Consider the following 25,101-nt stretch of genomic DNA (forward strand, 5'->3'; position numbering starts at 1 on the left):
CACCCACCCCTTTCCACGGGGGAGGGTGGGGGCGGCCCCTCCTGCTGTCGGCTCGTCACAATCGCTTAATGTCAAACGATTTACCCTGTGGGCATGACCACCACGCCCCTCACCCCGCACGGCCTGCACCACGTCACCGCGGTGACCGCCGACGCCCGCGCCAACCTCCAGTTCTACACCGGCGTCCTCGGCATGAGACTCGTCAAGAAGACCGTCAACCAGGACGACGTCACCGCCTACCACCTCTTCTTCGCCGACAGCGCCGGCACCCCCGGCAGCGACCTCACCTTCTTCCAGTGGCCCGTCCCACCCGAACAACCCGGTAACAACAGCGTCACCCGCACCAGCCTCCGCATCCCCGACGGCACCCTCGACTGGTGGCACGCGCACCTCAGCGCCCACGGCCTGACCGTCACGCCCACCACCCGCCACGGCCGCCCCCACCTGGACTTCAGCGACCCCGAAGGCCAGCGCCTCAGCCTCGTGGAAGGCGGCCCGCACGGCACCCCCTGGGAAGGCAGCAGCGTCCCCACCGACAAACAGATTCACGGCCTCGGCCCCAGCGAACTGACCCTCCCGAACCTGTTCCCCACCACCCGCGTCCTCGAACGCGCCTACCACATGACCCCCGCCGGCACGTACCCCGACCCCGAACAACCAGGGCGCACCATTCACGTCTACGCCATGCACGACGGCGGCCCGCACGCCGAACTGCACCTGCGCATCGACCCCGCCATGCCCCCCGCCCGCCCCGGCGCCGGCGGCGTCCACCACATCGCCCTGCGCGTCCAGGACGACCAGTACCACGACTGGAACACCCACCTGACCAGCCTGGGCCTGCGCACCAGCGGCGAAGTCGACCGCCACTGGTTCCACAGCATCTACTACCGCGAACCGCAGGGCATCCTGATCGAACTCGCCACCGACGGCCCCGGCTTCACCGTCGACGAACACCCCGACCACCTGGGTGAAACCCTGATCCTCGCCCCGTTCCTCGAACCCCGCCGCGCCCAGATCGAAGCGGGCCTCACCCCCCTCAGCTGAACCCACAACAAAACCGCCCCCACCAGTCAACGGTGGGAGCGGCACTCACAGGTCAGAAATCAGGAGCAGTTTGCCACAGGAAGTGCCTGAACACTCTGGCGCACCGGGCTCTTCGTACCGTCCGACGACTGCGCCTGCACGTCCACGAACGTCGCCCCCTTGACCGTGAACGTATTCACGGGCGTCACCACGATCGCCTGCGCGCTGATCCCGCCTTTCCCAACGCTCAGCGGCGCAGTGTTCGGCCCGACCACGAACTCGAACACAGAAGGGTTCCCTGAATACAGGTCCCCCAGCGGCTCCGAGTACACCGTGCGCGTCTCCATGGAATCCCGGCCCACCAGTCGCGCCCCCACCAGATCGACCGTGCCGTCCCAGTCGAGCGTCACGCTCAGGCGCGTGTTCCAGTTGTCGCAGATGATCGAAGTCCCTTTAGGGTAACGCGTGCCCGTCGCCGTATCCACGTAATCAGACGGCAGCGTGTACTGACTCTGATACGAAAGCAGGCGGAAATTCCGCACCGGATCAGAAGTGCCGATTACCACAGTCGCTCCGCAACTCGCCAGGATGCCCGCCAACCCGATTGCCGCCAACGCCAGTTTCTTCATACCTCTCACTGTGCCCGCCGAACCTGACCGGGACGTGATGAACCCCTCAGCAAACCTGAGAACAAGAACAAGCCCCCGCGCAAAGCAGGGGCCGAAAGTGTGAAGCTGGGAATTACTGGCTGAGCGGCTGAGCGGTGCTGGTGAGGGTGCACTTACTGTAAACGTCAATGTTGCCATCGCGGCCCAGGTACTGGCTCGTGATGGGGAAGGTGTCGCCACCAGTCGTGTACACCAGAATCTCGGCATGGAAGCTACCGACTCTGTCACGACCGTCCACGGTTACATTACGAGGCTCTCTGAACTGGGGGTTGGGGCTGACGATGATGCTCGCGGGGATCAGATCATTGCTCGCGGATTTAAATTCGAAAATAGCCTGATAGTCGTTGTTGGAGTTCTTCTTCAGATTAGCAGCCTGAATTGTCTGGGTTTTCTTTGTTCCAGAGGCTCCAACGATAGCCACATCCACCTTTGAGAGGTTGCCAGCAGCTGTGAAGTTGACGACCACCTGGGTGTCCGTCGCACGTCCGTCCGTCGGGTTGGTAATCCGGTCACAGCCCACGAAGCGTACGGGGTCAGCTCCTGCAACCTTGTACTCCGTCGTGACCTTGCCCATAACAGCATTAGTCCCATCTGGTGCAACACCGAACGAACCGCAACTTGCCAGAATGCCTGTCAATCCCACCGCTGCCAGCATCAATTTCTTCATGCCTCTCACTTTGCCTGTCGAGTCTGATTTGCACGTGACGCGCCACTGAGGAAACCTTCAGTTCCGTGAATGCTGCGCGGCGGGGCAAAGGGGCGGCCCACCGCCGGGCGTGCCGGGGCGGGCCGTGTGGCGCGGCGGGTCAGGCCATGCTGAGGGGGGCGCTGAGGGCGGCGGCCTGCGGGTCCAGGCGCGGCACCTGCGGCAGGGGGTGGCCGTCCGGACCGAGGACGGTGCCGTACATCATGTGCGGCGTGGCGTGGTCGATGCGGACGCGGTACACGCCGGGGCCGGTCGCGCCGATGGCGGCGGGGACGATGGTGGGGTGGTTGCCGCGCGTGTGGCCTTCGAGGAAGCCGTCGCTGTGCGCGTCGCCGCGAATCAGGACTTCCTGGGTGGTGCCGACCTTGGCGGCGTTCTTGCGGGCGCTCCAGTCTTTCTGCCTGGCGATCAGGCGTTCGAGGCGTTCGGTTTTCACTTCGCGGGGCAGGTCGTCGAAGTGCTTGTAGCTGGGCGTGCCGGGGCGGGCGCTGTACGCGAACATGTACGCGCTGTCGTACCCGACCTCGTCGTACAGGCTGAGGGTCTGCGCGAAGTCGTCCTCGGTCTCGCCGGGGAAGCCGACGATGATGTCGGTGGCGAGGACGACGTGCGGGAGGTGTTTCTTGATGTCCGCGACGTGCGCGAGGTACTGCTCGCGGGTGTACTCGCGGGCCATGCGGCGCAGGACGCTGTTGCTGCCGCTCTGGACGGGCAGGTGCACGTACTCGCAGATGGCGGGCGTGTCGGCCATGGCGGCAGCGACGTCCTCGGTGAAGTTCATGGGGTGGCTGGTCGTGAATTTCACGCGGCGCACGCCACTGCGGCCCACGAGTCGCAGGAGGTTCGCGAAGGTGGGGTATCCGCCCAGTCGGGCGCCCTGGTCCACGCCGTACGCGTTGACGTTCTGGCCCAGCAGGGTGACTTCCTGCACGCCCGCCGCGAGTTGCAGGTCCAGTTCACGCAGGATGTCGTCCGGGTGGCGGCTGACCTGCGGGCCGCGCGTGGTGGGCACGATGCAGTACGTGCAGTGGTGATCGCAGCCGCGCATGATCGTCAGGTGCGCCTGCAACTGCCCGGCCGGGGCGGGCGGGACGTGGTCGTGCAGTTCGTCCCGGAACGCCAGTCCCCAGAAGCGCTCGTTGCTTTCCAGTGCCTTGCCGATATCCAGCAGGCTGCCCGGCCCGAGCAGGATGTCCACGCCGAACTTGCGGGCCATCTGCTGCCCTTCTTCCAGCTGCGCGAGGCAGCCCATCATGCCGATCACCAGGGGGCGGCGGGCCTTGATCTTGCGCAGGTCGCCCAGCAGACTGCGGACCTTCTCGACGGGTTTCCCGCGAATGGCGCAGGTGTTCAGCAGCACGAAATCGGCGACGTCCACGCTGTCCACGATGTCTGCCCCGAAACTCACGAGTTGCGACTGGACCAGATGCGTGTCGTACTCGTTCATCTGACACCCGTAGGTGACGATCATTGCCTTCATGTGTGTCTCTCCTCTCAGCCGGTCGGATGGATTCCGGGGCCTTTGCCTGCCCGCTGTGTCGCGCTGGGCGGTCGGAGGGCAGTCTAGCGGACGGGCCCGGGGTGCGGAGGCGGCTCAGGGCTGTGCTGGCGGGATGGGCCGCAGTTGCAGGGTGTACCCGAGGGCTTCGCGGCCCAGGAGGACGGTGCGCAGGTGGCCGTCCAGGGTGACGGTGCCGTCCTTGTCACGCCGGATGAGGTACAGGTTGGCGCGGTGGGTGCCGTTCTCGTAGAGCTTCAGGGTGAGTTCGGTGCCGTCGGCGAGGCGTTTGAAGGGGCCGTTTCCCGCGTAGACTCGGCGGCTTTCGAGGTTGACGAGGCTGCCGCTGGCGCGTCCGTCGCGTTCGACGAGGCCGAGGGTCAGGCGGTACGGGACGCGTCCGGTGGGGCCGACGCCGACGCCCTCGTACACGCCGCTGATCTGCCGTTCGAGGGTGGTGGTGGGCGGGAAGTACGCGCCGAACGCGCAGCCGCTCAGGGCCAGGGGGAGCAGCAGGGCGGCGGTCACGGTGAGGGGAGCGGGGTGGCGGCGCATGGGCCGCAGCGTACGCACCCCTCATGAAGCGGGCCTGATGCCGTGCGCCTGATGCGCTGTGGGTGCGGTCAGCGTTCCGCGCGCAGGATCAGGGCGTGCCTCACGCCGCCCACGGTCAGGGTGCCGCTCAGGATGGTGTCCGTGACGGTGGCGCTCAGCAGGCCGCTGGCCCTGAGGGGTACGTTGCTGACGCCGAAGCCCAGCAGGCTGGCGTTCAGGCGGGGCGTGTCGCCGGGGTCGACGGTGGCGGTCAGGGTGGCCGCGCCGCCGGGTCTGGGCAGTTGCGTGCCGCGCAGGAGGAAGGTGCCGCCGCTGGTCAGGTTGCGGTACTCGCCGCGCGCCTCGTGCGTGACGGGGTCCACGGTGTACGTCACGCGGATCTTCTGTGGGGTCAGCAGGAACCGCGCCTCGCCCGCATAGGAGTACACGGGTTGCGCGGCGGGTTGCGTGGCGGGGGCACAGGCGGCCAGCAGGACGGCCAGAGGGAGGGCGGCGCGCTTCACGCAGGCTCCGGCATGCCCGTGGCGGGGGCGGTGTCCAGCGCGTGGGCCAGGGCCAGCAGCGTGTCGTCCTGCCCGTGCCGCCCGACGAGTTGCACGCCCACGAACGGCTGCCCGCCCGCGTGGTGCGCGGTGGGCAGCGCGGCGGTCGGGGCGCCCAGCAGGCTGAACGGCGCGGTCAGGCGCAGCACGGCGCGGCGCAGCGGGAGCGGGCCGCCCGGCAGGTCCACCTCGTCCTGCCCGGTCAGGGGGGGCGGGGTGGGCACGGCGGGGGCCAGCAGCACGTCGAAGGTGTCCAGCAGGGCGTCCAACCGCTCGCGGTACGCGGCGCGGCGTGCGAAGGCCGCCTGCACCTCGTCGGTACTCAGGGTCGCGCCCTGCCGCAGGGCCGCCAGCGTGAACGGCAGGAAGCCCGGCCCGTCCAGTGTCAGGGCGTCCCGGTGAACGGCGGCCGCCTCGCTCAGCACGATGGGCGAGTACGCGTCCAGCACCTCCGGGAAGTCCACGGGCGTCACGGTGGCGCCCAGCCCCTCCAGGGTGCCCGCCACGCCCAGCACGGCGGCGTGCACGTCCGGCGTGACCCAGCCGTCCGGCAGCCACAGGCCCACGCGTCGTCCCGCCCAGTCCTGCGGGGGGACGGGCTGGCCGGTCAGGGCCTCGTGGACGCGGATGATGGTGCGCAGGTCCCGCGCCAGCGGCCCGGTGTGGTCACAGGTGCGGGACAGGGGCAGCACGCCCGCCTCGCTCCAGTCGGCGTGTCCCTTGGTGGGCTTGAAGCCCCGCACGCCGCACCACGCGGCGGGCACGCGGATGCTGCCGCCGGTATCGGTGCCCAGCGCGAACTCCACCTGCGCCAGCGCCACGCTGACGGCCGCGCCGCTGCTGCTGCCGCCCGGCACGCACTCCGGCCGGGTGGGGTGCGCGGTCCCGCCGAAGCCGTTGGCGCCCGTGATGCCCAGCGCGATCTCATGCAGGTGCGTCTTACCGACTGCGCTGGCCCCCAGCTCCAGCAGGCGGCGCACCAGCACGCTCTCGCCGGGGTCCGGGACGGGCGCGCGGGTACTGGCGTGCAGCGGCCAGCCGGGTACGCCGAACAGGTCCTTCACGCTGAAGGTCAGGCCCGACAGTGGCCCGCCGGGCACGCCGGGCAGGGGAGACGCGGGCCGGAACGCCCAGGCCCGCTGCGGGTCCGGAAGGGCAGAAGTGGCGTCGGTCACCCGCACAGCGTAGCGTCCCGGCGCGGTCCTGCCCCGGTGCTCATACGGACTCCGATTGAATGGGCTGCAAAGCCCATTCAATCCGAGCGGAGCGAGTAGGAGAAAAACGGGTTCCGGACGTGGAGCTGGCAGATCGGTGGTGTTCCGATCTGTCAGCGAAGCAAACGGAATCCGTATCAGAACGGCAGGATGGGCGCCTGCTTCCATTGCCCCTGCGACAGCGTGAACGGCCCGAACTGCTGCAATCCCAGCGGCCCGAAGTTCGCGGTGAAGCCCCCATCCACCCGGTACGTGACCAGTTGCCCGCGCGCGACCTTCAGGAACGACGCGGCGGTGTTCAGCGTGACCGGAATGGACAGGTCCGCCCGCTGGTTGCTCACGCCCCGCGCCGCGATATCGACGTTCGGGAACGATACGTCGCCCACGGCCGCCCCGTCGATGATCAGCGTCCCGGCGATGTTCGCCATGCGCAGCGGCACCGGGTTGGGGTTGGTCACCTGCAGGTTCATGCTCAGGTTCGCCACGGGGGCGCTGCCGAACCCGCCGGGCAGCGTCAGGCTGGTCAGGGTGACGTTCTGCACCTCCACCTGCGGCACCTGAACGATCTGTTGCAGCGGCGCGCAGGCACTCAGGGACAGGGCGGCGGTACTCAGGGCGGCGACAGGCAGCAGGCGCATACCGTCAGGCTACCCCGCCCCCCGCACGGGAACCTGACCGGGCGCGTCAGGTTCGGCGCGGGTGCGGAGGCGTGAAGGTGACAGGCATGAACGTGACAGGCGTGAAGGGAGCGGGGCTGGAGGGGGCCGGGCCGCTGCGCTACGCTGCCCGCATGCGACCCACCCTCCGTTCCGGCCGTTCCCGTTCGCTGCCCGTCACGCTCGGCGCGGCGCTGCTCGTGTCGTCCGCGCAGGCCGCCACGCTGGACTTCGGCGTGTCGTACCGCGCCCCGGACGCCGGACTGTGGGGCCGCGTGGGCGTGTCGGAGCTGGACCTGCTGGGCGGGCAGGTGTCGGCCGCCGTGGGCAGCCGCGCGGCGCAGGTCGGGTACGCCCGCAGCCTCAGCCTGCCGCCGCTGGGCGCCGCGACCGCCCGCACGGACCTCGCCGTGACCTGGCAGGGCGGCGTGCGCCTGGACAGCCACGCCAGCGCCGGGGTGGGGCCGGTCGCCCTGAACCTCGCGGGCGCGTACTTCACGGCGCCCATCACGGACGTGGACCCGCTCGCGCCGTTCGCGCAGGCCCCGGCGGACCTGCGGGAGCGCGGCTGGAACGCCTCGCTGGGCGCCCGGTACCGCGTCAGCCGCGACCTGATCGCCGTGGTGGGCGGCGAACTGGGCGCGCAGCCGCACCTGAGCGTGGGCGTGGAGGGCCGCCGCCTCCTGACGCGCCCCGTGCCGCCCAGCGACGATGGGACGGATCCGGACGCGGCAGAGGAAACCCCGGTCCCTGAACCTGCCGCCCCGGAGACAGTCACCGACCCCACCACGACCGACCCCACCACCGACCTGCCGACCACCGACACCCCGGAGGCCGATCCCCTGGGCGTGGACGACGCCATGGGCATGGACGACACCCTGCCGGACACCAAACCCACCGGCACCCTGACCTGGCGGGCGGGCGTGCTGGCCGGGCGGGACGTGCTGGGCCTGACCGGCGGTGTCAGCTACGCCACCGAGAACGGCCTGAGCGTGGGCGTGGACGCACTGGCGGGCCTGAACACCTTCGGAGTGACCGGCAGCCTGTCCGCACCGGACCTGATCGGCGAGGGCAGCAGCGTGCGCCTGTATGCCGCCTACGAGCCGTGGCGGACGGTCAGCTCGCCGCTGCGGACCGGCCTGAGCGCCAGCCTCCTGGCGGGGAGTGGCACCCTGACCCTGGACGCCAGCGCCGGGCGCACCCTCCAGGGTCAGGCGGGCTTTGGTGTGCGCATGGGGTACACCCTGCCGCTGCCCTGAGCGATGCCCTGACCCCCGCCGGGGGAGAGGCTGGCCGCTGCTGGACCGCTCGACTGTGTCCAGCAGCGCTTTTTTCCGCCCCTGCATGAACTTCCCATCAGCCGCGCGGCCCCCTTCTCATGAGGGCGGACGGGATACTGCCGGCATGAAGAAGCTCTCCCTGACCCTCCTGGCTCCCGCCCTGCTGGCCCTCGGTTCGGTCGCCAGTGCCCAGACCGCGCAGGACATCATCAGCCGGGTGGACGCCACCCAGAAGGCCGCCAGGGACGTGTCGTTCCGCCTGAGCGGCAACGCCACCCTGGACACCAGCAGTCAGAAGATCGACATGACCATCAAGGCCATTCCCGCGCAGAACGTCGCCCGCGTGCAGTTCGCCGCGCCGGACGCCCTGGCCGACAACGTGGTCGTGGCCGACAAGAACGAGATCCGCCAGTACCTGTTCCTGACCAACCAGATCACCGTCACCAGCGCGCAGAAAGCCGCCAGTACCGCCGGCCTGAGCCTGGACTTCACGCAGCTGAGCAACACCGCCAGCATGCTGAGCAGCTACAACGTCAAACTGCTGGGCACCAGCGGCAGCGCCGGCAAGCGCCTGTTCCAGCTGGAAGCCACGCCCAAGAACGGCGGCACCGACCGCACCCGCGTGTGGATCACCGAGGCCGGCTGGCGCCCCACCCGCATTCAGATCCTGAACAGCGGCGGCAAGACCCTGGCCGACCTGAACGTCTCGAACTACCGCGTGAACGCCGGACTGACGGCGGCCAGCATCAAGGCCCTGCCGAAAGACGCGCAGATCATCCGGCAGTAACCGTTCTGCGGTGCATGGCGGCGGCCCGGTGTTATACGGACTCCGATTGAATGGGCTGCAAAGCCCGTTCAATCCGAGCGGATGCGAGTAAGAGAGAAACGGGTTCCGGGCGTGGAGCCGGCAATCCGGTGAAGTTCCGGATTGTTGGCGAAACAAACGGAATCCGTATTACAGAAACACCGGGCCGCTGGCCGTGCTGGCCGGAGCCGCGCCATGAAAAAACCCCCGCCGGGGTGGGCGGGGGGTGTCGGTGAAACTCCGGGCGCTCAGTTCAGGACGCGGCGGGCGCCGTCGTAGCGGTTGGCCCAGTACGAGTTGCTGAACAGGGGCTCCACGACCGTGCGGCCCTGGTAGGAGTTGGCGTTGGCCATCATGCCGTCGCCGAGGTAGATGCCGACGTGGCTGGCGGTGCGGCCCATGGTGTTGAAGAACACCAGGTCCCCGGCGCGCAGGTCGCGGCGGCTGACGGGGCTGCCGACCCGCCACTGGGCGGCGGCGGTGCGGGGTAGGTTGATGCCCATCTGGCGGAACACGTTCATGGTGTAGGCGCTGCAGTCGATACCGCCATTGCCGTTGCCGCCCAGCACGTAGCGGATCCCGAGGTAGCGGGTGGCGGCCGAGCGGATGAACGTGCTGCCCCGGGCAGCGGGGGCGGCGGCAGTGGTGGCGCGGGCGGCGGGGGCGCTGGCGGCGCCACTGACCGTCAGTTTCTGACCGACGTTGATGGTGCTGCTGTTCAGTCGGTTGAGTTTCATCAGCGTGCTGGCGTCCACACCGGTGGCCTTGGCGATGGAGTACAGGGTGTCACCGGCCTTGACGGTGTAGGTAGCGGCGCTGGCGGTGCCACTCAGGGCAAGTGCGGTCAGAAGTACGTGGGAGAGTTTCATCGACGCCTGAAGTTTAGCGTGCCTTTATTTATTTGTCCTTCATTCATGGGAAAACCGGCCCCCAGTATGCGCCTATACGGTGTTTATGCGTGCGGGAGCCGGTGGGCTGAGGGTCAACTGACCGCCCCAGACTCAGCTTTCTCAGGAAAGGGCTCATGCGGAGCGAGTAGCGTCTGGCCCCTGTCAGGCACCTCCGAACGGCATTGAAGGTTTTTTCACGCACTCACTGAGTGCTCATAATGAGGGAGGTGGCCTGGAGATGCTCCTCCAGATCTCCGAATCGAGCAGGGCGACTACCGGCACAAGCAGCGCGCCGAACTGAAAACCGCTGTGATCACCGCTGCCAGTGCACGCGGCCTCCGCAGGAGCGTGCTGCCGCCCCGGCAACGACGGGCGTGTTTCCCGCCGACTGTCGCCCGCACCGCCGCAACGCCTATACTCGGCGCAAGCACTTCCGCTCTCGACGGCCACCCGGCCCCACCAGCCCACCACGGTGCATTGGAGGACAGCATGAAGGAAACCATGACCACCGAACAGATCCAGACCGGCCTGAAGCACTACCGCCGCATTGCCCGGCAGGACATGCTGCGCGCCGCCGAAACGCCCCACCCGGACGCCTTCCTGAAACACGCCGAGAGCCGCCGTGAAATCTACGCCCGCCTCGGCACGCACGCCGAAACGCACGCCCCGGACGAGGTGATCGCCCACGCCCTCGACCTGTACCGCGCGCTGCCCTTCGTGACCGGCACGCCCGAACACGAACACCCGGACATCAAGGGCCAAGAGAACGCCCTGGAGAACTTCTTCCTGCTGATCGGCCTGGACCCCAAAGCCCGCCGTGAGGCCCGCAGCAAACGCCCGAAACTGGCCGCCGTCCAGGCTGCCCAGACCGTTCAGGCCGGCTGACCCGCCCGCTCAGGTAGCGCCGCGCAGGTAGTACCAGCAGCAGCACAGACCAGGAGTACGACCAGCAAGGGACGCCCCGCACGGTTCGGGGGCGTCCCTTGCGCTGTTACGCACCCCCGGCCGCCCTATCCTGCGGGCGTGACCGACCCGCACCCCGCCGGCACCCTCTCTGTCGGTACCCTCGCCACCCTGGAAGGCCAGAACCGCGCCTGCCGCGCCTGCCACCTGCGGCCCGGCTGCACGCAGGTCGTGGTGGCCGAGGGCCGCGCCGACGCCCCGCTGCTGATCGTGGGTGAAGGCCCCGGCGCGCACGAGGACCGCGAGGGCCGCCCCTTCGTCGGGCCGGGCGGGCAACTGCTGGACCGCATCCTGCACGCCGCCGGGATCGGGCGGGACGAGGCGTACCTGACCAACGTCGTCAAGTGCCGCCCCCCCGGCCACCGCGACCCCCTGCCGCACGAGGCCCGCACCTGCGCCGCCCACTGGCTGGAACCGCAGCTGACGCGGCTGCGTCCGCGCGTGATCCTGGCTGTCGGGCACACCGCCGCCGCCTACCTGCTGGACACCCGCCTGAACATGAGCGCCCTGCGCGGCCAGTGGTTCCGGTACCGGCACGACGACGGGCAGGGCGGCACGTACGAGGCCCCGCTGATGCCGCTGCTGCACCCCGCCTACCTGCTGCGCCGCGACACCCGCGCGCCCGGCGGCCCCAAGAGCCTCACGTGGCGCGACATCCGCGAGGCGGCGGCCGTGCTGCGCGGCGACCACGAACCGCAGCAGTTCGCGGACCCCGCCCCGCCCGACATGCAGGGCCAGCCCGGCCTGTTCTGATACGGGCCTGTTCTGATACGGACTCCGATTGAATGGGCTGCAAAGACCGTTCAATCCGAGCGAAGCGAGTGAGAGAGAAACGGGTTCCGGACGTGAAGCTGACAAGCCGGCGATGTTCCGGGTTGTCAGCGAAACAAACGGAATCCGTATGATTCCTGCCCTCAGCGTCTCTCTGCTCCCACCGTCACCGGGCGGACACCCGCCCCCGCCGCCGCCCGCTATGCTCGGCGCATGCCTCACCCGGAATTCGTTGGACTTGTCAACTCATTGCAGGCGACCGCCGAGGCGGCCCTGGGCGACCTGAACGCCGCGACCGCCAGTGCCGCCCGCGACGGCCTGCTGGAGGAACGCCGCGCCCGCCAGACCGCCGAACGCAGCCTGAAACTGCTGACCATGCTGGCCGAGAAGACCCGCGGGAACCTCGACTTCACCGAGGCCGACCTGCTGACAGACGCCATCGGCAGCGTCCGCGAACGCCTGAACGCCGCTCCGCAGGGCGGCGGGGCGCAGAACTGACGTGCGCGCCACCCTGCAACGCGTGACCCGCGCCACCTGCACGGTCGAGGGCGAGGTCACGGGGCAGACCGGTCCCGGCCTGCTGGTCCTGCTGGGCGTCGCGCCCGGCGACACCGAGGAAACGGCCCGCGCCATGGCCACCAAGATCGCCAAACTGCGGATCTTCAACGACGAGAACGGCAAGATGAACCGCAGCGTCCAGGACATCGGCGGCGGTGTGCTGAGCGTCAGTCAGTTCACGCTGTACGCCGACACCCGCAGCGGCAACCGCCCCAGCTTCACGGGGGCCGCGCCGCCCGAACAGGCCCGCGCGCTGTACGGCACCTTCAACGCCGCGCTGCGAGGGCTGGGCCTCCCGGTCGGCGAGGGGGTGTTCGGGGCGCACATGGTCCTCGACCTGACGAACGACGGCCCCGTCACCCTCACCCTCGACCTGTAGACCGGCCGGTCAGGTGCGCCTCTCACGCTCGGCCCCTATCCTGCGGGGCATGAACCGCCGCTCCCTGCTGCTGACCGCGCTGCTCCTGGTGGGCGGCGCGGCGGCCTACACCGTCAAACCCGGCGACACGCTGTACTCGATCTCCCGCGCCAACGGCACCACGCCCGAGGCGCTCATGAAACTGAACAACCTGGGGAGCACGACCCTGGAAGTCGGGCAGCAACTGCGCCTGCCGGGGGAGGCCGCCGCGCCCGCCCGGCCCGGCCTGCCCGCCCCGTTGCCAGCCGATCAACTGACGCCCACGCCACCCACCGCGCGTATCGCGGGCGTGAACGTCACGGTGCCCGCCAGCCTGCGCATGGGCGAGGCCTTTACCGTGCAGCTCAGCGGCGCGCGGGCCGCGCAGGCCACTGTGCGTTTCCCCAGCGAGATCGGCGAGGACGTCCGCAAGCCCGCCGAGATCCTGAACCCCGTCGGGGCGGCCGGCGAGTACGTCGTGCCGGGCCGGGTCGTGCTGGGCAAGACCACCCCGGTCGTGTTCGAGGTCAGTGTGGGCGGCGAACTCGTGCGGGGCCGCATCCCGGTCGTGGGCCTCGACCAGCCCATCCAGCACCTGAACCTCTCACCGCAGGTCAGCGGCGTGCTGCAGGACCCCGCCCGCAAGGCCGAGGACGCCCTGGTCGAGAAGGCCTACGCCCGGCGCACCCCACAGGCCTGGTCGCGGCCGTTCGCGCCGGCCCTGAAGGGCGCCGCGCCGACCAGCAGTTCCTTCGGGCAGCCGCGCACGTACACGGCGGGCGGCCCGGTCGCGTACCACTTCGGCACCGACTACCCCGCCAGGACCGGAACGCCCGTCCTGGCCGTGAACGACGGCACGGTCGTGATCGCCGGGCGCTACCCGGTGCGCGGCGGGCTGGTCGTCATCGACCACGGCGCGGGCGTGACCAGCCTGTACTTTCACCAGAGCCGCGTGACCGCGAAGGTCGGGCAGAAAGTCACGCGCGGCCAGAAGATCGGCGAGGTCGGCAACACCGGCCTGAGCGCCGGCGCGCACCTGCACCTCGAGATCCGCGTGCGGGGCGAGGGCACCAACCCGGCCAGCTGGATGAACCGCCTGTGGCCCCGCTGAGCTGAACGCCCCTCCGGCCGGGCAGCGCTATGCTCCGCGCATGACCTCCGCGCCCGGCCACCCCACAGGCGACCTGCCCCGCACAGGCGAGCTGCTGATCGTCACGCCGCACCCCTCCGGGCAACTCCCGGCCGACGTGCTGCGCGACATGCTGGGCGACGACGCCTTCGACACGCCCCGCCGCGAGGCGTTCCTGCGCCGCATCTTCCTGGACGGCGACCCGTACACGGACCTGCTGTTCAGCGTGCCCGGCGCCCGCCACGCCCAGGCCCCCTGGAGCCGCTTCGCCGCCGACCTGAACCGCGAACGCGACGACCTCGACGACAACGGCGTCCTGAAAGTCATGGGCTTCGACCGCGCGCCCCTGTACCCGGCCGGCTGGACGCCCGGCGACGACACGCGCGAAACGCGGCTGCGGCGCATCTGGGACCCCTTCGACGCCCAGCTGACCGCCGAACTGCGCGGCGCGCGCCTGATGATCGTGGGGCACTCCATGGCCCCCACCGGCCCCGCCCTGGGCAATGACACCGGCGTGCCCCGCCCCGCCATCTGCCTGATGCCCGGCACGCCCGCACAGCCCACCTTCCCGCACGCCCTGTGGAGTGAACTGCAACGCGCCTGCCAGGACGCCTTCGCGCCCATCATCGCCGCCAGCCCCGACCCGCGCGTCACGATCGGGGAACCCTGGGCGACCGACACCCTCAGCCGCGCGCACAGCGAACGCAGCGGCGTGCCCGCCTTCGGCATCGAATTCAACGCCGGCCTGTACCTGCAAGGCGGGCAGCCCATCGACCCGACCATCCGCGCCCTGAACGCCGCGTTCGGCGTGTTCGCGCACGCCGCCCTGACCCTGCTGCGCTGAAACTGCTGCCCTGCTGAGGCCTGCCCGCTACCGGTTCAGGCCTCGCGGGTCGCCAGCTCCCGGATGACGCCCAGCAGTTCCTGCGCCGCCGCCGGGTCCGGCACGCCGGTCAGCGCGTCTTCCAGCAGGGTCAGGCCCTCGCGGGCCAGGGCGTCCGCGTAGGCCTGCGCGTGGGCCACGCTGCCGCTCTCCAGCAGCCACCCGTGAATCTGCGCGATCACGGCCGGGTCCTTGTCGGGGCGGTCGCGGCGCATCTGCTCCAGGAACACCTCGCGCTGATCGTGCGGCGCGTGCGCCAGCCAGTGCAGCACGATCAGTGTGCGTTTGCCTTCCAGCAGGTCCCCGCCGATCTCCTTGCCGTACTTGACGGGGTCGCCGTTCAGGTTCAGCACGTCGTCCCGGATCTGGAAGGCCGCGCCCAGCGCCAGTCCCGCCGCGTGGAACCCGGCGTGCGGCTGCGCTCCCGCTGCCAGCGCCCCCAGTTGCAGTGGTACGACCACCGTGTAGTACGCGGTCTTCAGGCGCACCATCTCGAGGTAATCGTCCTCGCGCAGGTCCCAGCGGCGGCCCTCCACCCAGCACAGGTCCAGGTGCTGCCCTTCCGCCGTGCGGTGAATCATGTCCAGGAAGGCCTGCATGCCGCCCGGCACGCCCGCGCGGTGCACGGCGGCCCACATGTACGCGTGCAGGGCGTCCCCGGCATTGATGGCCAGCGGCACGCCGTGCAGGCGGTGCAGGGCCGGGCGGCCCCGGCGTTCCTCGCTGTCGTCCTCGATGTCGTCGTGGATCAGCACCCAGTTCTGGAACATCTCCAGCCCGGCGGCCAGCCACAGCGCCGCGTCCCACGGCGTTCCCGGCGTGGGGGCCGCCTGCGGCTGCGCGCCGTGCACGCGGGCGCTGGCGAGCAGCAGTTCGCTGCGGATGCCCTTGCCGCCGCGCGCGGGGTAATCGCGCAGCATCCCGTAATACCCGGTCAGTTCCGGACGGTCCGACCGTTCGGGCAGCAGCGAAAACACACGGGACAGCAGATCAGCACGCATCGCCGCGCAGTCTAGAGCAGCGGCGCCACCGGAAGCGGGCGGGGTGTTCGGAGTGCGCGCAGCCCCCCCGGCGCAGAGCGTACCCGACAGGACAGTTCCGCCCGCAACGGTGGGCGAGCATACAGGAATGAAGCTCAAGCGCACCCGCCCAGACAACCAGACCGAGCTGCCCGCCCGCCGCCGCCTGCGCCCCCTGACGACCGCGCTGCTGATCGGCGGGCTGACCCTGGGCGCCGCCGCGCTGGCCCAGACAGCCCCTGCCTCGCCCGCGCCTGCCCAGGTGCAACCGGCCGAGCCCAACCGGCCCGTGAACCTGCGCGCCGCCGTGAGTGGCGAGCGGCGGTACCTGACCATCCCGAATTTTGGCCGGGTCGCGTACTACGCCGATGACCGCGGGCAGGGCCGACCGCTGGTCCTGACCAGCAGCGTGAACGCCGCCGCCAGCGCCTACGAGATGAAACCCCTCTGGGACGCCTACGTGGGCACCCGCCCGGTGTACGCCCTGGAATGGCCCGGTTTCGGCAGCAGCGACCGCCCGGACGTGACGTACACCAAGGAACTCATGACGGCGGCCCTGAACGCCCTGATCGCCGAACTGAACACCGACGTGGACGTGGTCGGCCTGAGCCTGGGCAGCGAGTTCGTGGCCCGCGCCGCGCTGCTCGACCGCCGGGTCCGCAGCGCCGTCCTGATCAGCCCGAGCGGCCTGGGCAGCCCGCGCGGCGGCACCCAGGAAGCCACCGCCGACGACGGCGGCCAGCAACTGTACGACCGCCTGAACACCTTCAGTACGCCGCTGTACGCCGTCATCCGCACGCGGCCCAGCATCCAGTACTTCCTGAGCCGCTCGTTCCGGGGACCCGTGGACGGCGGCCTGATCGACTACTCGCTGGACACTACCCGCCAGCCCGGCGCGAAGTACGCCCCGATCTACTTCATCAGTGGCCGCCTGTTCACCGCCGACGCCTACGCCGACCTGTACAGCCGTCTCAGCATCCCCACGCTGGTCCTGTACGACCAGGACGGCTTCGTGTCCTTCGAACGCCTGCAGGCGTTCACCCTGCAGGCCGGCGTCCGCGCCGTGCGGATCGAGGGCACGGACGGACTGCCCCACTTCGAGAAGACGCCCGAGGTCAGGGCCGCGCTGGACGCCTTCTGGGCCGCGCTTCCCTGAAGGCCCCCCGGTGGGGGCGGTCATGTCACCCCACACATGAAGGCAACTGCCGGTACACGCTGGAGTCAGTTCAATTATCGTGTTCTGAGTACATGAACACCCCGCCCCCCGCCCTCTCCCCACTGGACACCGCCTGGGACGCCCGTGACGCACAGCCGTCCCTGGCCCGCGCGCTCGTCCAGCCGGAACTGGGCGGCCCGGACGACCCGCAGGCCGGCGTGATCGCCGGATACCTGCTGTGGCGGGACGGCGCCCTGCCCGACGCGGTCGAACGCGTCACGCTCAGCCTCAACCGCCTCAGGCTCGAGCCGCCCAGCGTGTGGCTGGGACGCGGCCTGAACATCCTCGCGGCTCTGCAGAGCCAGCTGAACCGCCCGGACCTGGCCGTCTCGCTGTACCAGGAGCAGGTGGACCTCGCCCGGCACATCCGCGACCCGGAACTCTCCGCGACCGCCCTGCACGACCTGGGCGTCGAACTGCGCTTCAGTGACCCGGAACGCGCCCGCCAGCACATCACCGAGGCGCTCCTGATCTTCCAGGGCATGAACTACGCCCACGGGGTCGCGGTCGCGCACACCAACCTCGCCGATTTCGCCCAGCGTGCCGGCGACCACCACGTCACGCTGCACCACACCGCGCAGGCGATGGCCTTCCCGTTCATGGACCAGCAGCCCACCCTGGAAGTCGAGGTGCAGGCCGCGCGCCTCCACGCCCTGAGCGCCCTGAACGACCCGGCCGCCGCCGAGCCCCGCGCCCGCCTGGAACACTTCGGCCGGTCCCACACCAACCCGGAAGTGCAGATCACGGCGCGCCTCGCCCTGGCCCGCCACGCCCCCCCGGCACAGATCGTCGCGCTCCTCACGCCCGCCGTCGACACCGCCCGCCGCCTCGGCGAGCACGTGAATCTGCCCGTCCTGCACGAGGAACTCAGCGCCGCGCACGCCGCCCTGGGCGACCACGCCGCCGCCCTGCACCACCTGAGCGAGACCCTGCGGCTCGAACGCAGCCGCCACGCCGCCGAACGCCGCCAGAACCTCCAGAGCTTCGAGGTCCTGCACCGCATCCAGGCACTCCAGGACATCGCCGAACAGGAACGCCACCGCAACGACGAACTGAACGTCCACCTGCAGGAACTCCGCGCCCTGAACCGCCGCATCCGCGAACTGGGCCGCACCGACCACCTCACCCAGCTGACCAACCGCGAACACCTCTTCCACGAGGGCGAACGCCTCGCCGCTGCCAGCACCCCCCAGCGCCCCCTGGCCGCCGCCATCATCGACATCGACCACTTCAAACGCATCAACGACACCTGGGGCCACCAGCTGGGCGACACCGTCCTGCAACACACCGCGCAACTGATCCGCAGCGTCGCCCGGCCCGGCGACGTCACCGCCCGCTACGGCGGCGAGGAATTCACGATCCTGCGCCCGGACGCCACCGCCGCCGACCTCGCCCAGACCTGCCAGGAACTGCAGCGCCGCATGCACGCCCACCCCTGGCAGGACATCATCCCGGACCTGCGCGTCACCCTCAGCATCGGCGTGGCCGACACCGCCCACTCCGCCCCGCCCGGCCCGCCGGACTTCGACGCCCTGGTCGGCGAGGCCGACCGCCGCCTGTACGCCGCCAAGAACGCCGGCCGCGACCACATCCGCGCCGAAGCCTGAACGTCACCTCAAGCCCACCCACCCCGCCTGCTCACACGCAGCTGACACCCTGGGGTATGACCCTGCTCTCCGTCATCGGCTTCATCGTCCTGCTGCAGGTCATCACCGGTGTGGTCCTGGGCCTGTGCGTCGCCTACCTCGCCCTGCGCGGCCCCCGCCACAGCCTGAACACCACCCGCCAGCTCAACCGCTACCCCACTCCGCAGGCATGGAAGGCAGTCCAGTCCAACCAGCGTGGCCCGCAGGCCGGCGACTGAACCGGACTCCAGGCGGGTAGCTCGCGGGGACCAAGTAGACGCCGACTCGCAGAGGCGCGAGGGCGGGCTGAAGCAGCACGGCGGCCCCACCGCCCGCATGGGACAGGTGGGGCCACGCCGGTTGGGTCGTCAGCGGACGACGATGTTGATGATGCGGCCCGGCACGTAGATCTCCTTGACGATCTCCTTGCCTTCCATGAAGCGCGCGACGTCCGGGACGGCCCGGGCGGCGCTCAGGGCTTCTTCCTGGGTGGCGGTCTTGGAGATCGTGACCTGTCCGCGCACCTTGCCGCTGACCTGGACGCCCATGGTGACGGTGTCGCGGGTGGCGGCGGCCTCGTCCAGGGCGGGCCACGCGGCGGTGTGCACACTGCCGTCCTGGCCGCGCCCGGTCCAGATTTCCTCGGCGATGTGCGGGACGACCGGGGCCAGCAGGCGCACGAAGATGTCCAGCGCCTCGTCCCAGGCGGGCGTGCCGAACGCGGGGGCGCGTTTGGCCTTGACCAGCGTGTTCGTCAGTTCCATCAGCGCGGCGACGATGGTGTTGAAACTCAGGCGTTCAAAGTCACCGTCGATCTTTTTCAGGGTGCTGTGCACCGCGAAGCGCAGGTCGGCCTCGCTGATCGTCTCGGCGGGGCCGGTGGGTTTGTCCTCGAAGTACAGGTTCCACACCCGCGACAGCCACTTGGCGGGACCGTTGATGCCCTGCGGGTCCCACGGGCCGCCCAGTTCCCACGGCGCGATGAACATCAGGTACGTGCGGACCGTGTCCGCGCCGTACTCGCGCACCAGGTCGTCCGGGTCGACGACGTTCCCGCGCGACTTGCTCATCTTCTCGCCGTCCTCGCCCAGGATCATGCCCTGGTTGCGCAGCCGGGCGAAGGGTTCGCTGTGCTTCGTCAGGCCCATGTCACGCATGACCTTCACCCAGAACCGCGAGTACAGCAGGTGCAGGATCGCGTGCTCGATGCCGCCCGTGTACAGGTCGACGGGCATCATGGGGTCCTTGGCGGGGTCGAAGGGGCCCTCGTGGTAGTCGGGGCTCAGGTAGCGGTACATGTACCAGCTGGAATCCACGAAGGTGTCCATGGTGTCGGTGTCGCGCTCGGCGGGGCCGCCGCAGACGGGGCAGGTGGCCGTCATCCATGCCTTATCCAGTTTCAGGGGGCTCTGGCCGGTCGGGGTGAACTCCACGTTCTCGGGCAGGCGCACGGGCAGCTGATCCTCGGGGACGGGCTGCGCGCCGTGCTCGGGGCAGTGGACGAAGGGAATCGGCGTGCCCCAGTAACGCTGGCGGGCGAACAGCCAGTCGCGCAGGCGGTACGTGGTCTTGGCCGTGGCGATCCCGCGCGCTTCCAGTTTCTCGACAATGCCGGCGATGCTGGCCTTCCCGCCGGGCAGCCCGTCGAACTCGCCGCTGTTCACGATGACGCCCTCGCCGGTGTACGCCTCCTGGGCGTCAGGGGCCATCGGCTCGCCACCCTCGGGCCGGATGACTTCCGTGATCTCCAGGCCGAACCGGCGGGCGAACGCGAAGTCACGCTCGTCGTGCGCGGGCACCGCCATGATGGACCCGGTGCCGTACGTGACCAGCACGTAATCCGCCACCCAGATCGGTAACTGGTGACCGGTGATGGGGTGCGTGGCGAAGCTGCCGGTGAACACGCCGGTCTTCTCGCCCTCCTGCTGGCGCTCCACGTCGGTCTTGCGGCCGGCGGCGGCCACGTACGCCTCGACCTCGGCGCGCTGTTCGTCGGTGGTCAGTTCTGCCACCTTGGCGTGCTCGGGGGCCAGCACCATGAACGTCGCGCCCATCAGGGTGTCCGGGCGGGTCGTGAAGACCGTTTCCGGTCCGGCGGGCGTGTCGAAGGTCACCTCGGCGCCGACCGACTTGCCGATCCAGTTGGTCTGCATCAGCTTGACCTTCTCGGGCATGTCGGCGCCGCTGAAGTCCAGCAGTTCCTCGGCGTAGTCCGTGATCTTCATGTACCACTGGCTCAGGTTGCGTTTCTCGACGGCCGTGCCGCAGCGTTCGCAGTGGCCGTTCACGACCTGCTCGTTCGCCAGCACCGTCTGGTCCTTCGGGCACCAGTTCACCAGACCGCCCTTCTTGTACACCAGCCCGCGCTTGTAGAACTCGATGAAGAACCACTGGTTCCAGCGGTAGTACTCGGGGTCGCAGGTGGCGAACTGACGGCTCCAGTCGATCATGGTGCCCATCGCCTGGAACTGCCCGGTCATGCGCTCGATGTTCGCGTATGTCCAGGTCGCCGGGTTGGTGCGGTTCTTGATGGCGGCGTTCTCGGCGGGCAGACCGAAGGCGTCGAAGCCCATCGGGAACAGCACGTTGTACCCGCGCATCCGCAGCCAGCGCGCCCGCGCGTCCGGCGCGACGTTCGCGTACCAGTGACCGATGTGCAGGTTTCCGCTGGGGTACGGGAACATCGTCAGGGCGTAGAACTTCTCGCCCGGCGCGTTCTCGTCGAAGCGGTACAGGCCGCTGGCCTCCCAGGTGTCCTGCCATTTCTTCTCGATGGCGTGCGGGTTGTAGCGCTCCATGCGCGGCTCGGCAATGTTGATCGGCTGGGGGTCGTTCATCTGGGTCATGGGAACTCCTGGGTTGATAGTGGATGCTTGATGGAAGCACTTGCAGTTGCTGATGCTGAGGCTGGTCTACCGACCATCATCAAAAAAAATGCCCCGGCAGTCAGCCGGGGACGCTCGAACGGACCTGGGCAGTCAGTCGAGGCGTCCCCGGATGGTAAGCGCAGAGCGGATCATGCCTGAAAGTGTAGCGCACCGCCCGGCCGTTCGTCACGCCGGCGGGCCAGCATTCAGTGGGCCGGTCAGCGGGCCGGGGTGCTGCTGAGCGTCACGAACGTCCCCGCCCCCTGGTGCGCGGCGAGGTACAGCACCCGCTCGCGGCCGCGCGTGAGGACCACCTCAAGCTGCACGCCGTCGTCGGGCCGCGCGGTCAGCTGCGTGAACCCCCCGGCCTTCAGGACGTCCAGGACCGCCTCGGGTTGCCAGTCTGGGAAGCTGAACTGCTCGACGCGGGTCTGACCGGCCCGCACCTCGGCGCGCACGCTGCGCGAGTCCGGGCAGGTGGGAGTCGCGCCCGCCGGGACCGCGCCCACCTCCCACACCTGTCCGGGCTGCGCGAAGCAGTACAGCTCCCCGCGCCAGCGCGCCCCGGACTGCCACCACCCGGCCGCGCCTGCCACCACCACCAGCGCCGCGACCACCCACCCCGTTCGTCTCATGTCGCGCAGGCTACCCCGGCCCCCCGCGCGCCGCCCAGGGGCACCCGGCCCCCAGGCGTGGCCCAGCCCGGCTACTCAGCCCAGCGGCGGGGCCAGCAGGCACAGGACGCCCAGGCCCAGCACCGCGACCGGCGCCAGCGCCGCCAGCCCGGCCGCGCCGCACAGCGTTCCCAGCAGGGCGGGAGTCAGGGCCGCGCCGAACGCCGCCTGCCCCGCTGCACCTGTTCCGGGCAGCGTATCGCCCAGCCAGGAGTGAACGGCGTGCGCCGCCCAGGGGCTCAGCAGCGCCGTCAGGGCCACCGCCGCGCCAGCCCCGGCCAGCAGGGCGCCCAGCAGGCAGAAGGCACCCAGGCCCAGGCCAGCCGGCAGCGAGGCCAGCAGGCGGGCCGTGCGGGCGTCCAGCGGCGCGCCCGCCGGCAGGGTGGGGGGCCGCACCGCCAGCGTGACCGTCAGCGGGAGCGCGGCCAGCGCCGGGGCCCCGGTTGCCAGGGCCGCGCCGCCCAGCAGCGCCGGCAGCAGGGCCAGGGGGCGGTTCAGGACGGACAGCGCCGCGCGCCACAGCAGCGCCCCGGCGGGTGTGGCCCGCCGCAGCGGGGGAGACCAGGGCCGCGCGGGCCGGTGCCCGTCGGCCGTCATGACCGGGGCGGGCAGGCGCAGGCGGCGCGCTCCGACCCGCAGCGCCTGAATCTCCAGTTGCCGGTGCAGACGCGGGGGCAGATCGGCGTGCAGGGAGCGGCGCCACGTCCACGCGGCGGCTGCGCCGGTCAGGGCCGCGCCGACCGGCAGCAGCGCCGGGTGCAGCAGGCCCGCCAGCGGCAGCAGCGTCCCGGCCAGCAGGATCGGCGCGGGCCGCCCCGTCAGGCGGGCGGCGTGCGCCCCGGCCCGCACCAGCGCCACGCCGGGCGCCAGCAGCGGCAGGGCCGAGGCGACCGCCCAGCTTCCGGCGTGCCACGCCAGCAGCAGCCCCCCGGCGGCGAGTCCGGCCAGCAGCCACGGTGCAGCCGTCCTCAGCAGCGGCCAGAGCAGCGCGGCCCACGGCGCGGCGGGCGACCGCAGCCAGCTCAGGTCCGCGCCGCCCAGGGTCAGCGGCGGGCGGCCAGACCGGGCGCTCAGGGCGGCCAGCAGCAGGCCCGCGCACACCACGGGCAGCAGCAGCGCCAGCGGCAGGTCCAGCGGCGTGGGCCGGTACGTCTGCCACAGACTGACGAGCGCGATCAGGGCCGCGCCGCCCAGGTACGCCGCCATCAGCGGCAGCCCGGCGGCCCGCCACGCCCCCCAGGTCTGCCGCCACGCGCGGCGGGACGCCCGGGCCTGCGCGGCCCACACGGCCCGTTCTGGCGGCCCGGGTCGGCCGCTCACGCCACGTCCAGCGTCAGCGTGCGGGGGTGCAGCGGGGCCAGTTCGTCCCCGTGCGTCGTGACGATCAGCACCCCGCCCGCCTGCGCCCGCTCCCGGACGGCCCGCAGCAGCGCGTCGCGGGCGGCGGTGTCCAGCGTGCCGAACGGTTCGTCCAGCAGCGTCAGCGGCAGGCCCAGGCCCAGCGCGGCACTCAGCGCGACCTTCTGACGGGTGCCGCGCGACAGGTCCTGCGGCCACGCGTCCAGCCAGCGGTCCAGTCCCAGCGTCCCGGCCAGGGCCAGCAGCGGCGCGGCCGGGCGGGACCACAGCGCCGCCGTGAACTGCAGGAACTCCCCGGCGTTCAGGTCGTCCGGCAGGGGCGCGTCGGTGGACACCCACGCCGTCGCCGCCCGCGCCGTCCGGCTGCCCGGCACGTCGCCTGCGACCCGCGCGCCGTCCACGCCCCCCTGCTCGCCGGCCAGGGCGCGCAGCAGCGTCGTCTTGCCGGCGCCGTTCGGGCCGTGCAGGTGCAGCACCTCGCCCGCCCGCAGGGTCAGGCCGGGCAGCTGCGCCAGCGGACGCCCGGCGACCACCAGCGGGCCGGGCGGCAGGAACAGGGCCGGAACGGGCGGCTCAGACGTGGGCGGTTCGGGCGGGGGCGGCTCAGAGGGCGGCGGCGCGGTCAGGGATGACGGGGGCATCTGCAAGGACGGTACGGTCCCGGCGGGGGGGAGGTTCCCACACCCCGCGCCCGGCCTCTATGCTGCGGGCATCATGAAGCGAATCCTGACGCGGTGGCTGCCGCGCCTGCTGGCCGGACTGCTGCTGCTCGCGGGCGTCCTGGCGGGCGTGGTGTACGCCCTGACCGACCACCCGAAACCTGTGCAGGCGGCCGACCTGAACTGCCCCGACTCGGCCCCCACCCTGCGCGCCGGGCAGGCCGTGCGGGTCATGAACTGGAACGTGCAGTACCTCGCCGGGCGCGGGTACGTCTTCTTCTACGACACCCTGAACGGCGACGGCCCCGACACCCGCCCCAGCCCCGGGAGCCTCGCCCGGACGCTGGACGAGGTGACGCGCGCCATAGAGCAGGAGAAGCCCGATCTGATCCTGCTGCAGGAGGTCGACCGCGACAGCCGCCGCACCGACTACCAGGACCAGCTGGCGCTGCTACAGGCGCGGCTGGGCGGCGCGTTCCCCTGCGCGGCCACCACGTACTACCACCGGGCGGCGTTCGTGCCGCACCCGTCCATCATGGGCCGGGTGGGCCTGAGTCTCGTGACGCTCAGCCGCTACCGCCTGGACACCGCCACCCGCTACCAGTTGCCGCGCATCTGCGGCGATCCGGTCACCGTCGCGTTCAACTTCAGGCGGGCGGTGCTGGGCGTGACCCTGCCCGTGCAGGGCGGCGCACCCCTGAGTGCCTTCAACACGCACATGGACGCCTTCGCGCAGGGCTGCGACACCATGCAGCGGCAGGCGGCGTTCGTGAACGACCTGCTCGGCGCTGCGCCGACCCCCTGGGTGATGGGCGGGGATTTCAACCTGCTCGGCACCCGCGCCGCCTACAACCGTCTGCGCGAGCGCGAGCGGGCGTACTTCAACCCGCAGACCGAACTGGCCCCGCTGCTCGCGAGGTTCGCGTCGTTCCCCAGCCCCGCGCAGATCGACAGCGGCAACCCGGCCTTCTTCACGCACGAGGCGAACGACCCGGCCGTGGGCCGCGCCGACCGCACCATCGACTACTTCCTGTACTCGCCGGACCTGCCACGCGCCGACGAACGCGTCCGGCAGGACCGGCCGAAGATCAGCGACCACTACGCGATGCTGACCACCGTCACCCTGCCCTGAACGCAGGGCGGG

At 70.7% G+C, this 25,101-nt stretch carries 26 protein-coding genes; 13 read left to right on the top strand and 13 right to left on the bottom strand.

Annotation, left to right across the window (positions count from 1 at the left end; all coding sequences use genetic code 11):
- Window positions 1-93 precede the first annotated feature (93 nt).
- Window positions 94-1,044 carry a ring-cleaving dioxygenase gene (locus BXU09_RS12185; protein WP_078303201.1) on the top strand — a complete coding sequence of 317 codons (951 nt, stop codon included), beginning with the start codon at window positions 94-96 and terminating at the stop codon, window positions 1,042-1,044.
- Between the two features lie 59 nt (window positions 1,045-1,103).
- Here BXU09_RS12185 and BXU09_RS12190 read toward each other — a convergent pair whose 3' ends face one another.
- The 7 genes from BXU09_RS12190 to BXU09_RS12220 form a co-directional block, all read right to left on the bottom strand.
- Window positions 1,104-1,652, bottom strand: a complete 549-nt coding sequence (locus tag BXU09_RS12190; protein WP_078303205.1) for a hypothetical protein — start codon at window positions 1,650-1,652, stop codon at window positions 1,104-1,106.
- Window positions 1,653-1,764: 112 nt separating this feature from the next.
- Complete coding sequence (locus BXU09_RS12195) at window positions 1,765-2,358, bottom strand: hypothetical protein (protein WP_144012104.1); 594 nt, start codon at window positions 2,356-2,358, stop codon at window positions 1,765-1,767.
- A gap of 139 nt (window positions 2,359-2,497) precedes the next feature.
- Entirely contained in the window at window positions 2,498-3,877 is a 1,380-nt protein-coding gene (gene miaB / locus BXU09_RS12200) for a tRNA (N6-isopentenyl adenosine(37)-C2)-methylthiotransferase MiaB (RefSeq protein WP_078303211.1), read from the bottom strand.
- Between the two features lie 114 nt (window positions 3,878-3,991).
- Window positions 3,992-4,450 carry a hypothetical protein gene (locus tag BXU09_RS12205; protein WP_078303214.1) on the bottom strand — a complete coding sequence of 153 codons (459 nt, stop codon included), beginning with the start codon at window positions 4,448-4,450 and terminating at the stop codon, window positions 3,992-3,994.
- Window positions 4,451-4,518: 68 nt separating this feature from the next.
- Window positions 4,519-4,953 (bottom strand): hypothetical protein, encoded by a 435-nt coding sequence (locus BXU09_RS12210; protein WP_078303218.1) that lies wholly within the window; start codon window positions 4,951-4,953, stop codon window positions 4,519-4,521.
- Window positions 4,950-6,167 carry an amidase gene (locus BXU09_RS12215; protein ID WP_240501218.1) on the bottom strand — a complete coding sequence of 406 codons (1,218 nt, stop codon included), beginning with the start codon at window positions 6,165-6,167 and terminating at the stop codon, window positions 4,950-4,952. Before BXU09_RS12215 ends, BXU09_RS12210 begins: the two co-directional genes overlap by 4 nt.
- Window positions 6,168-6,343: 176 nt before the next feature.
- Window positions 6,344-6,844 (bottom strand): LEA type 2 family protein, encoded by a 501-nt coding sequence (locus BXU09_RS12220; protein ID WP_078303225.1) that lies wholly within the window; start codon window positions 6,842-6,844, stop codon window positions 6,344-6,346.
- An 86-nt stretch (window positions 6,845-6,930) separates the two neighbouring features.
- Between BXU09_RS12220 and BXU09_RS12225 the strand changes: the two genes are divergently transcribed.
- Window positions 6,931-8,121, top strand: coding sequence for a hypothetical protein (locus BXU09_RS12225; RefSeq protein ID WP_144012105.1), 1,191 nt, complete (start codon window positions 6,931-6,933; stop codon window positions 8,119-8,121).
- A 145-nt stretch (window positions 8,122-8,266) separates the two neighbouring features.
- The gene (locus BXU09_RS12230; RefSeq protein ID WP_078303232.1) at window positions 8,267-8,929 is read left to right on the top strand and encodes an outer membrane lipoprotein carrier protein LolA; all 663 of its coding nucleotides are present in this window, start codon (window positions 8,267-8,269) and stop codon (window positions 8,927-8,929) included.
- Window positions 8,930-9,195: 266 nt separating this feature from the next.
- Here BXU09_RS12230 and BXU09_RS12235 read toward each other — a convergent pair whose 3' ends face one another.
- Entirely contained in the window at window positions 9,196-9,816 is a 621-nt protein-coding gene (locus BXU09_RS12235) for a LysM peptidoglycan-binding domain-containing C40 family peptidase (RefSeq protein ID WP_078303236.1), read from the bottom strand.
- Between the two features lie 510 nt (window positions 9,817-10,326).
- On the opposite strand from BXU09_RS12235, the gene BXU09_RS12240 reads away from it, so the two are divergent.
- The 6 genes from BXU09_RS12240 to BXU09_RS12265 all read left to right on the top strand — a co-directional run bounded on the left by BXU09_RS12240 (window position 10,327) and on the right by BXU09_RS12265 (window position 14,499).
- A complete protein-coding gene (locus tag BXU09_RS12240) occupies window positions 10,327-10,722 on the top strand; it encodes a hypothetical protein (protein WP_055362860.1) in 396 nt (131 codons plus the stop codon).
- Window positions 10,723-10,860: 138 nt separating this feature from the next.
- Window positions 10,861-11,553, top strand: a complete 693-nt coding sequence (locus BXU09_RS12245; protein WP_078303239.1) for a uracil-DNA glycosylase — start codon at window positions 10,861-10,863, stop codon at window positions 11,551-11,553.
- Between the two features lie 231 nt (window positions 11,554-11,784).
- Window positions 11,785-12,069 carry a DUF1844 domain-containing protein gene (locus BXU09_RS12250; RefSeq protein ID WP_078303243.1) on the top strand — a complete coding sequence of 95 codons (285 nt, stop codon included), beginning with the start codon at window positions 11,785-11,787 and terminating at the stop codon, window positions 12,067-12,069.
- 1 nt (window position 12,070) lies between these two features.
- Window positions 12,071-12,508 (top strand): D-aminoacyl-tRNA deacylase, encoded by a 438-nt coding sequence (gene dtd, locus BXU09_RS12255; protein WP_078303246.1) that lies wholly within the window; start codon window positions 12,071-12,073, stop codon window positions 12,506-12,508.
- A gap of 49 nt (window positions 12,509-12,557) precedes the next feature.
- Complete coding sequence (locus BXU09_RS12260) at window positions 12,558-13,637, top strand: M23 family metallopeptidase (RefSeq protein WP_078303248.1); 1,080 nt, start codon at window positions 12,558-12,560, stop codon at window positions 13,635-13,637.
- 40 nt (window positions 13,638-13,677) lie between these two features.
- Window positions 13,678-14,499 carry an N-formylglutamate amidohydrolase gene (locus BXU09_RS12265; RefSeq protein ID WP_144012106.1) on the top strand — a complete coding sequence of 274 codons (822 nt, stop codon included), beginning with the start codon at window positions 13,678-13,680 and terminating at the stop codon, window positions 14,497-14,499.
- Between the two features lie 35 nt (window positions 14,500-14,534).
- Here the strand turns inward: BXU09_RS12265 and BXU09_RS12270 are convergent, their stop codons facing one another.
- Window positions 14,535-15,539, bottom strand: a complete 1,005-nt coding sequence (locus BXU09_RS12270) for a polyprenyl synthetase family protein (RefSeq protein WP_078303250.1) — start codon at window positions 15,537-15,539, stop codon at window positions 14,535-14,537.
- A gap of 127 nt (window positions 15,540-15,666) precedes the next feature.
- Here BXU09_RS12270 and BXU09_RS12275 point away from each other — a divergent pair, with 127 nt between their 5' ends.
- The 3 genes from BXU09_RS12275 to BXU09_RS12285 all read left to right on the top strand — a co-directional run bounded on the left by BXU09_RS12275 (window position 15,667) and on the right by BXU09_RS12285 (window position 18,637).
- Window positions 15,667-16,713, top strand: coding sequence for an alpha/beta fold hydrolase (locus BXU09_RS12275; RefSeq protein ID WP_078303252.1), 1,047 nt, complete (start codon window positions 15,667-15,669; stop codon window positions 16,711-16,713).
- A gap of 92 nt (window positions 16,714-16,805) precedes the next feature.
- Complete coding sequence (locus tag BXU09_RS12280; protein WP_078303254.1) at window positions 16,806-18,380, top strand: GGDEF domain-containing protein; 1,575 nt, start codon at window positions 16,806-16,808, stop codon at window positions 18,378-18,380.
- A 56-nt stretch (window positions 18,381-18,436) separates the two neighbouring features.
- Window positions 18,437-18,637, top strand: a complete 201-nt coding sequence (locus tag BXU09_RS12285) for a hypothetical protein (RefSeq protein WP_078303258.1) — start codon at window positions 18,437-18,439, stop codon at window positions 18,635-18,637.
- Window positions 18,638-18,766: 129 nt separating this feature from the next.
- Here the strand turns inward: BXU09_RS12285 and leuS are convergent, their stop codons facing one another.
- From leuS to BXU09_RS12305, 4 genes are all read right to left on the bottom strand, one after another.
- Entirely contained in the window at window positions 18,767-21,235 is a 2,469-nt protein-coding gene (gene leuS / locus BXU09_RS12290) for a leucine--tRNA ligase (RefSeq protein ID WP_078304998.1), read from the bottom strand.
- A 248-nt stretch (window positions 21,236-21,483) separates the two neighbouring features.
- Window positions 21,484-21,900: a hypothetical protein gene (locus BXU09_RS12295; protein ID WP_144012107.1), complete on the bottom strand. Its 417-nt coding sequence runs from the start codon at window positions 21,898-21,900 to the stop codon at window positions 21,484-21,486.
- Window positions 21,901-21,975: 75 nt separating this feature from the next.
- Complete coding sequence (locus tag BXU09_RS12300; RefSeq protein WP_144012108.1) at window positions 21,976-23,259, bottom strand: hypothetical protein; 1,284 nt, start codon at window positions 23,257-23,259, stop codon at window positions 21,976-21,978.
- On the bottom strand, window positions 23,256-23,939 hold the full coding sequence (locus BXU09_RS12305; protein ID WP_078303266.1) for an ATP-binding cassette domain-containing protein: 684 nt from the start codon (window positions 23,937-23,939) through the stop codon (window positions 23,256-23,258). The genes BXU09_RS12300 and BXU09_RS12305 overlap by 4 nt, the downstream gene beginning before the upstream one ends.
- Window positions 23,940-24,012: 73 nt before the next feature.
- On the opposite strand from BXU09_RS12305, the gene BXU09_RS12310 reads away from it, so the two are divergent.
- Complete coding sequence (locus BXU09_RS12310) at window positions 24,013-25,089, top strand: endonuclease/exonuclease/phosphatase family protein (RefSeq protein ID WP_078303269.1); 1,077 nt, start codon at window positions 24,013-24,015, stop codon at window positions 25,087-25,089.
- Window positions 25,090-25,101: the final 12 nt, after the last annotated feature.

The organism is Deinococcus sp. LM3 (genome assembly GCF_002017875.1).
Classification (GTDB): Bacteria; Deinococcota; Deinococci; order Deinococcales; family Deinococcaceae; genus Deinococcus.

Bases quoted from the DNA above. Each gene is read 5' to 3' on its own strand.
- BXU09_RS12185 (WP_078303201.1), top strand. From the start codon at position 94: ATGACCACCACGCCCCTCACCCCGCACGGCCTGCACCACGTCACCGCG.
- BXU09_RS12190 (WP_078303205.1), bottom strand. From the start codon at position 1,652: ATGAAGAAACTGGCGTTGGCGGCAATCGGGTTGGCGGGCATCCTGGCG.
- BXU09_RS12195 (WP_144012104.1), bottom strand. From the start codon at position 2,358: ATGAAGAAATTGATGCTGGCAGCGGTGGGATTGACAGGCATTCTGGCA.
- miaB (WP_078303211.1), bottom strand. From the start codon at position 3,877: ATGAAGGCAATGATCGTCACCTACGGGTGTCAGATGAACGAGTACGAC.
- BXU09_RS12205 (WP_078303214.1), bottom strand. From the start codon at position 4,450: ATGCGCCGCCACCCCGCTCCCCTCACCGTGACCGCCGCCCTGCTGCTC.
- BXU09_RS12220 (WP_078303225.1), bottom strand. From the start codon at position 6,844: ATGCGCCTGCTGCCTGTCGCCGCCCTGAGTACCGCCGCCCTGTCCCTG.
- BXU09_RS12225 (WP_144012105.1), top strand. From the start codon at position 6,931: ATGAACGTGACAGGCGTGAAGGGAGCGGGGCTGGAGGGGGCCGGGCCG.
- BXU09_RS12230 (WP_078303232.1), top strand. From the start codon at position 8,267: ATGAAGAAGCTCTCCCTGACCCTCCTGGCTCCCGCCCTGCTGGCCCTC.
- BXU09_RS12235 (WP_078303236.1), bottom strand. From the start codon at position 9,816: ATGAAACTCTCCCACGTACTTCTGACCGCACTTGCCCTGAGTGGCACC.
- BXU09_RS12240 (WP_055362860.1), top strand. From the start codon at position 10,327: ATGAAGGAAACCATGACCACCGAACAGATCCAGACCGGCCTGAAGCAC.
- BXU09_RS12250 (WP_078303243.1), top strand. From the start codon at position 11,785: ATGCCTCACCCGGAATTCGTTGGACTTGTCAACTCATTGCAGGCGACC.
- BXU09_RS12260 (WP_078303248.1), top strand. From the start codon at position 12,558: ATGAACCGCCGCTCCCTGCTGCTGACCGCGCTGCTCCTGGTGGGCGGC.
- BXU09_RS12265 (WP_144012106.1), top strand. From the start codon at position 13,678: ATGACCTCCGCGCCCGGCCACCCCACAGGCGACCTGCCCCGCACAGGC.
- BXU09_RS12270 (WP_078303250.1), bottom strand. From the start codon at position 15,539: ATGCGTGCTGATCTGCTGTCCCGTGTGTTTTCGCTGCTGCCCGAACGG.
- BXU09_RS12275 (WP_078303252.1), top strand. From the start codon at position 15,667: ATGAAGCTCAAGCGCACCCGCCCAGACAACCAGACCGAGCTGCCCGCC.
- BXU09_RS12280 (WP_078303254.1), top strand. From the start codon at position 16,806: ATGAACACCCCGCCCCCCGCCCTCTCCCCACTGGACACCGCCTGGGAC.
- BXU09_RS12285 (WP_078303258.1), top strand. From the start codon at position 18,437: ATGACCCTGCTCTCCGTCATCGGCTTCATCGTCCTGCTGCAGGTCATC.
- leuS (WP_078304998.1), bottom strand. From the start codon at position 21,235: ATGAACGACCCCCAGCCGATCAACATTGCCGAGCCGCGCATGGAGCGC.
- BXU09_RS12295 (WP_144012107.1), bottom strand. From the start codon at position 21,900: ATGAGACGAACGGGGTGGGTGGTCGCGGCGCTGGTGGTGGTGGCAGGC.
- BXU09_RS12305 (WP_078303266.1), bottom strand. From the start codon at position 23,939: ATGCCCCCGTCATCCCTGACCGCGCCGCCGCCCTCTGAGCCGCCCCCG.
- BXU09_RS12310 (WP_078303269.1), top strand. From the start codon at position 24,013: ATGAAGCGAATCCTGACGCGGTGGCTGCCGCGCCTGCTGGCCGGACTG.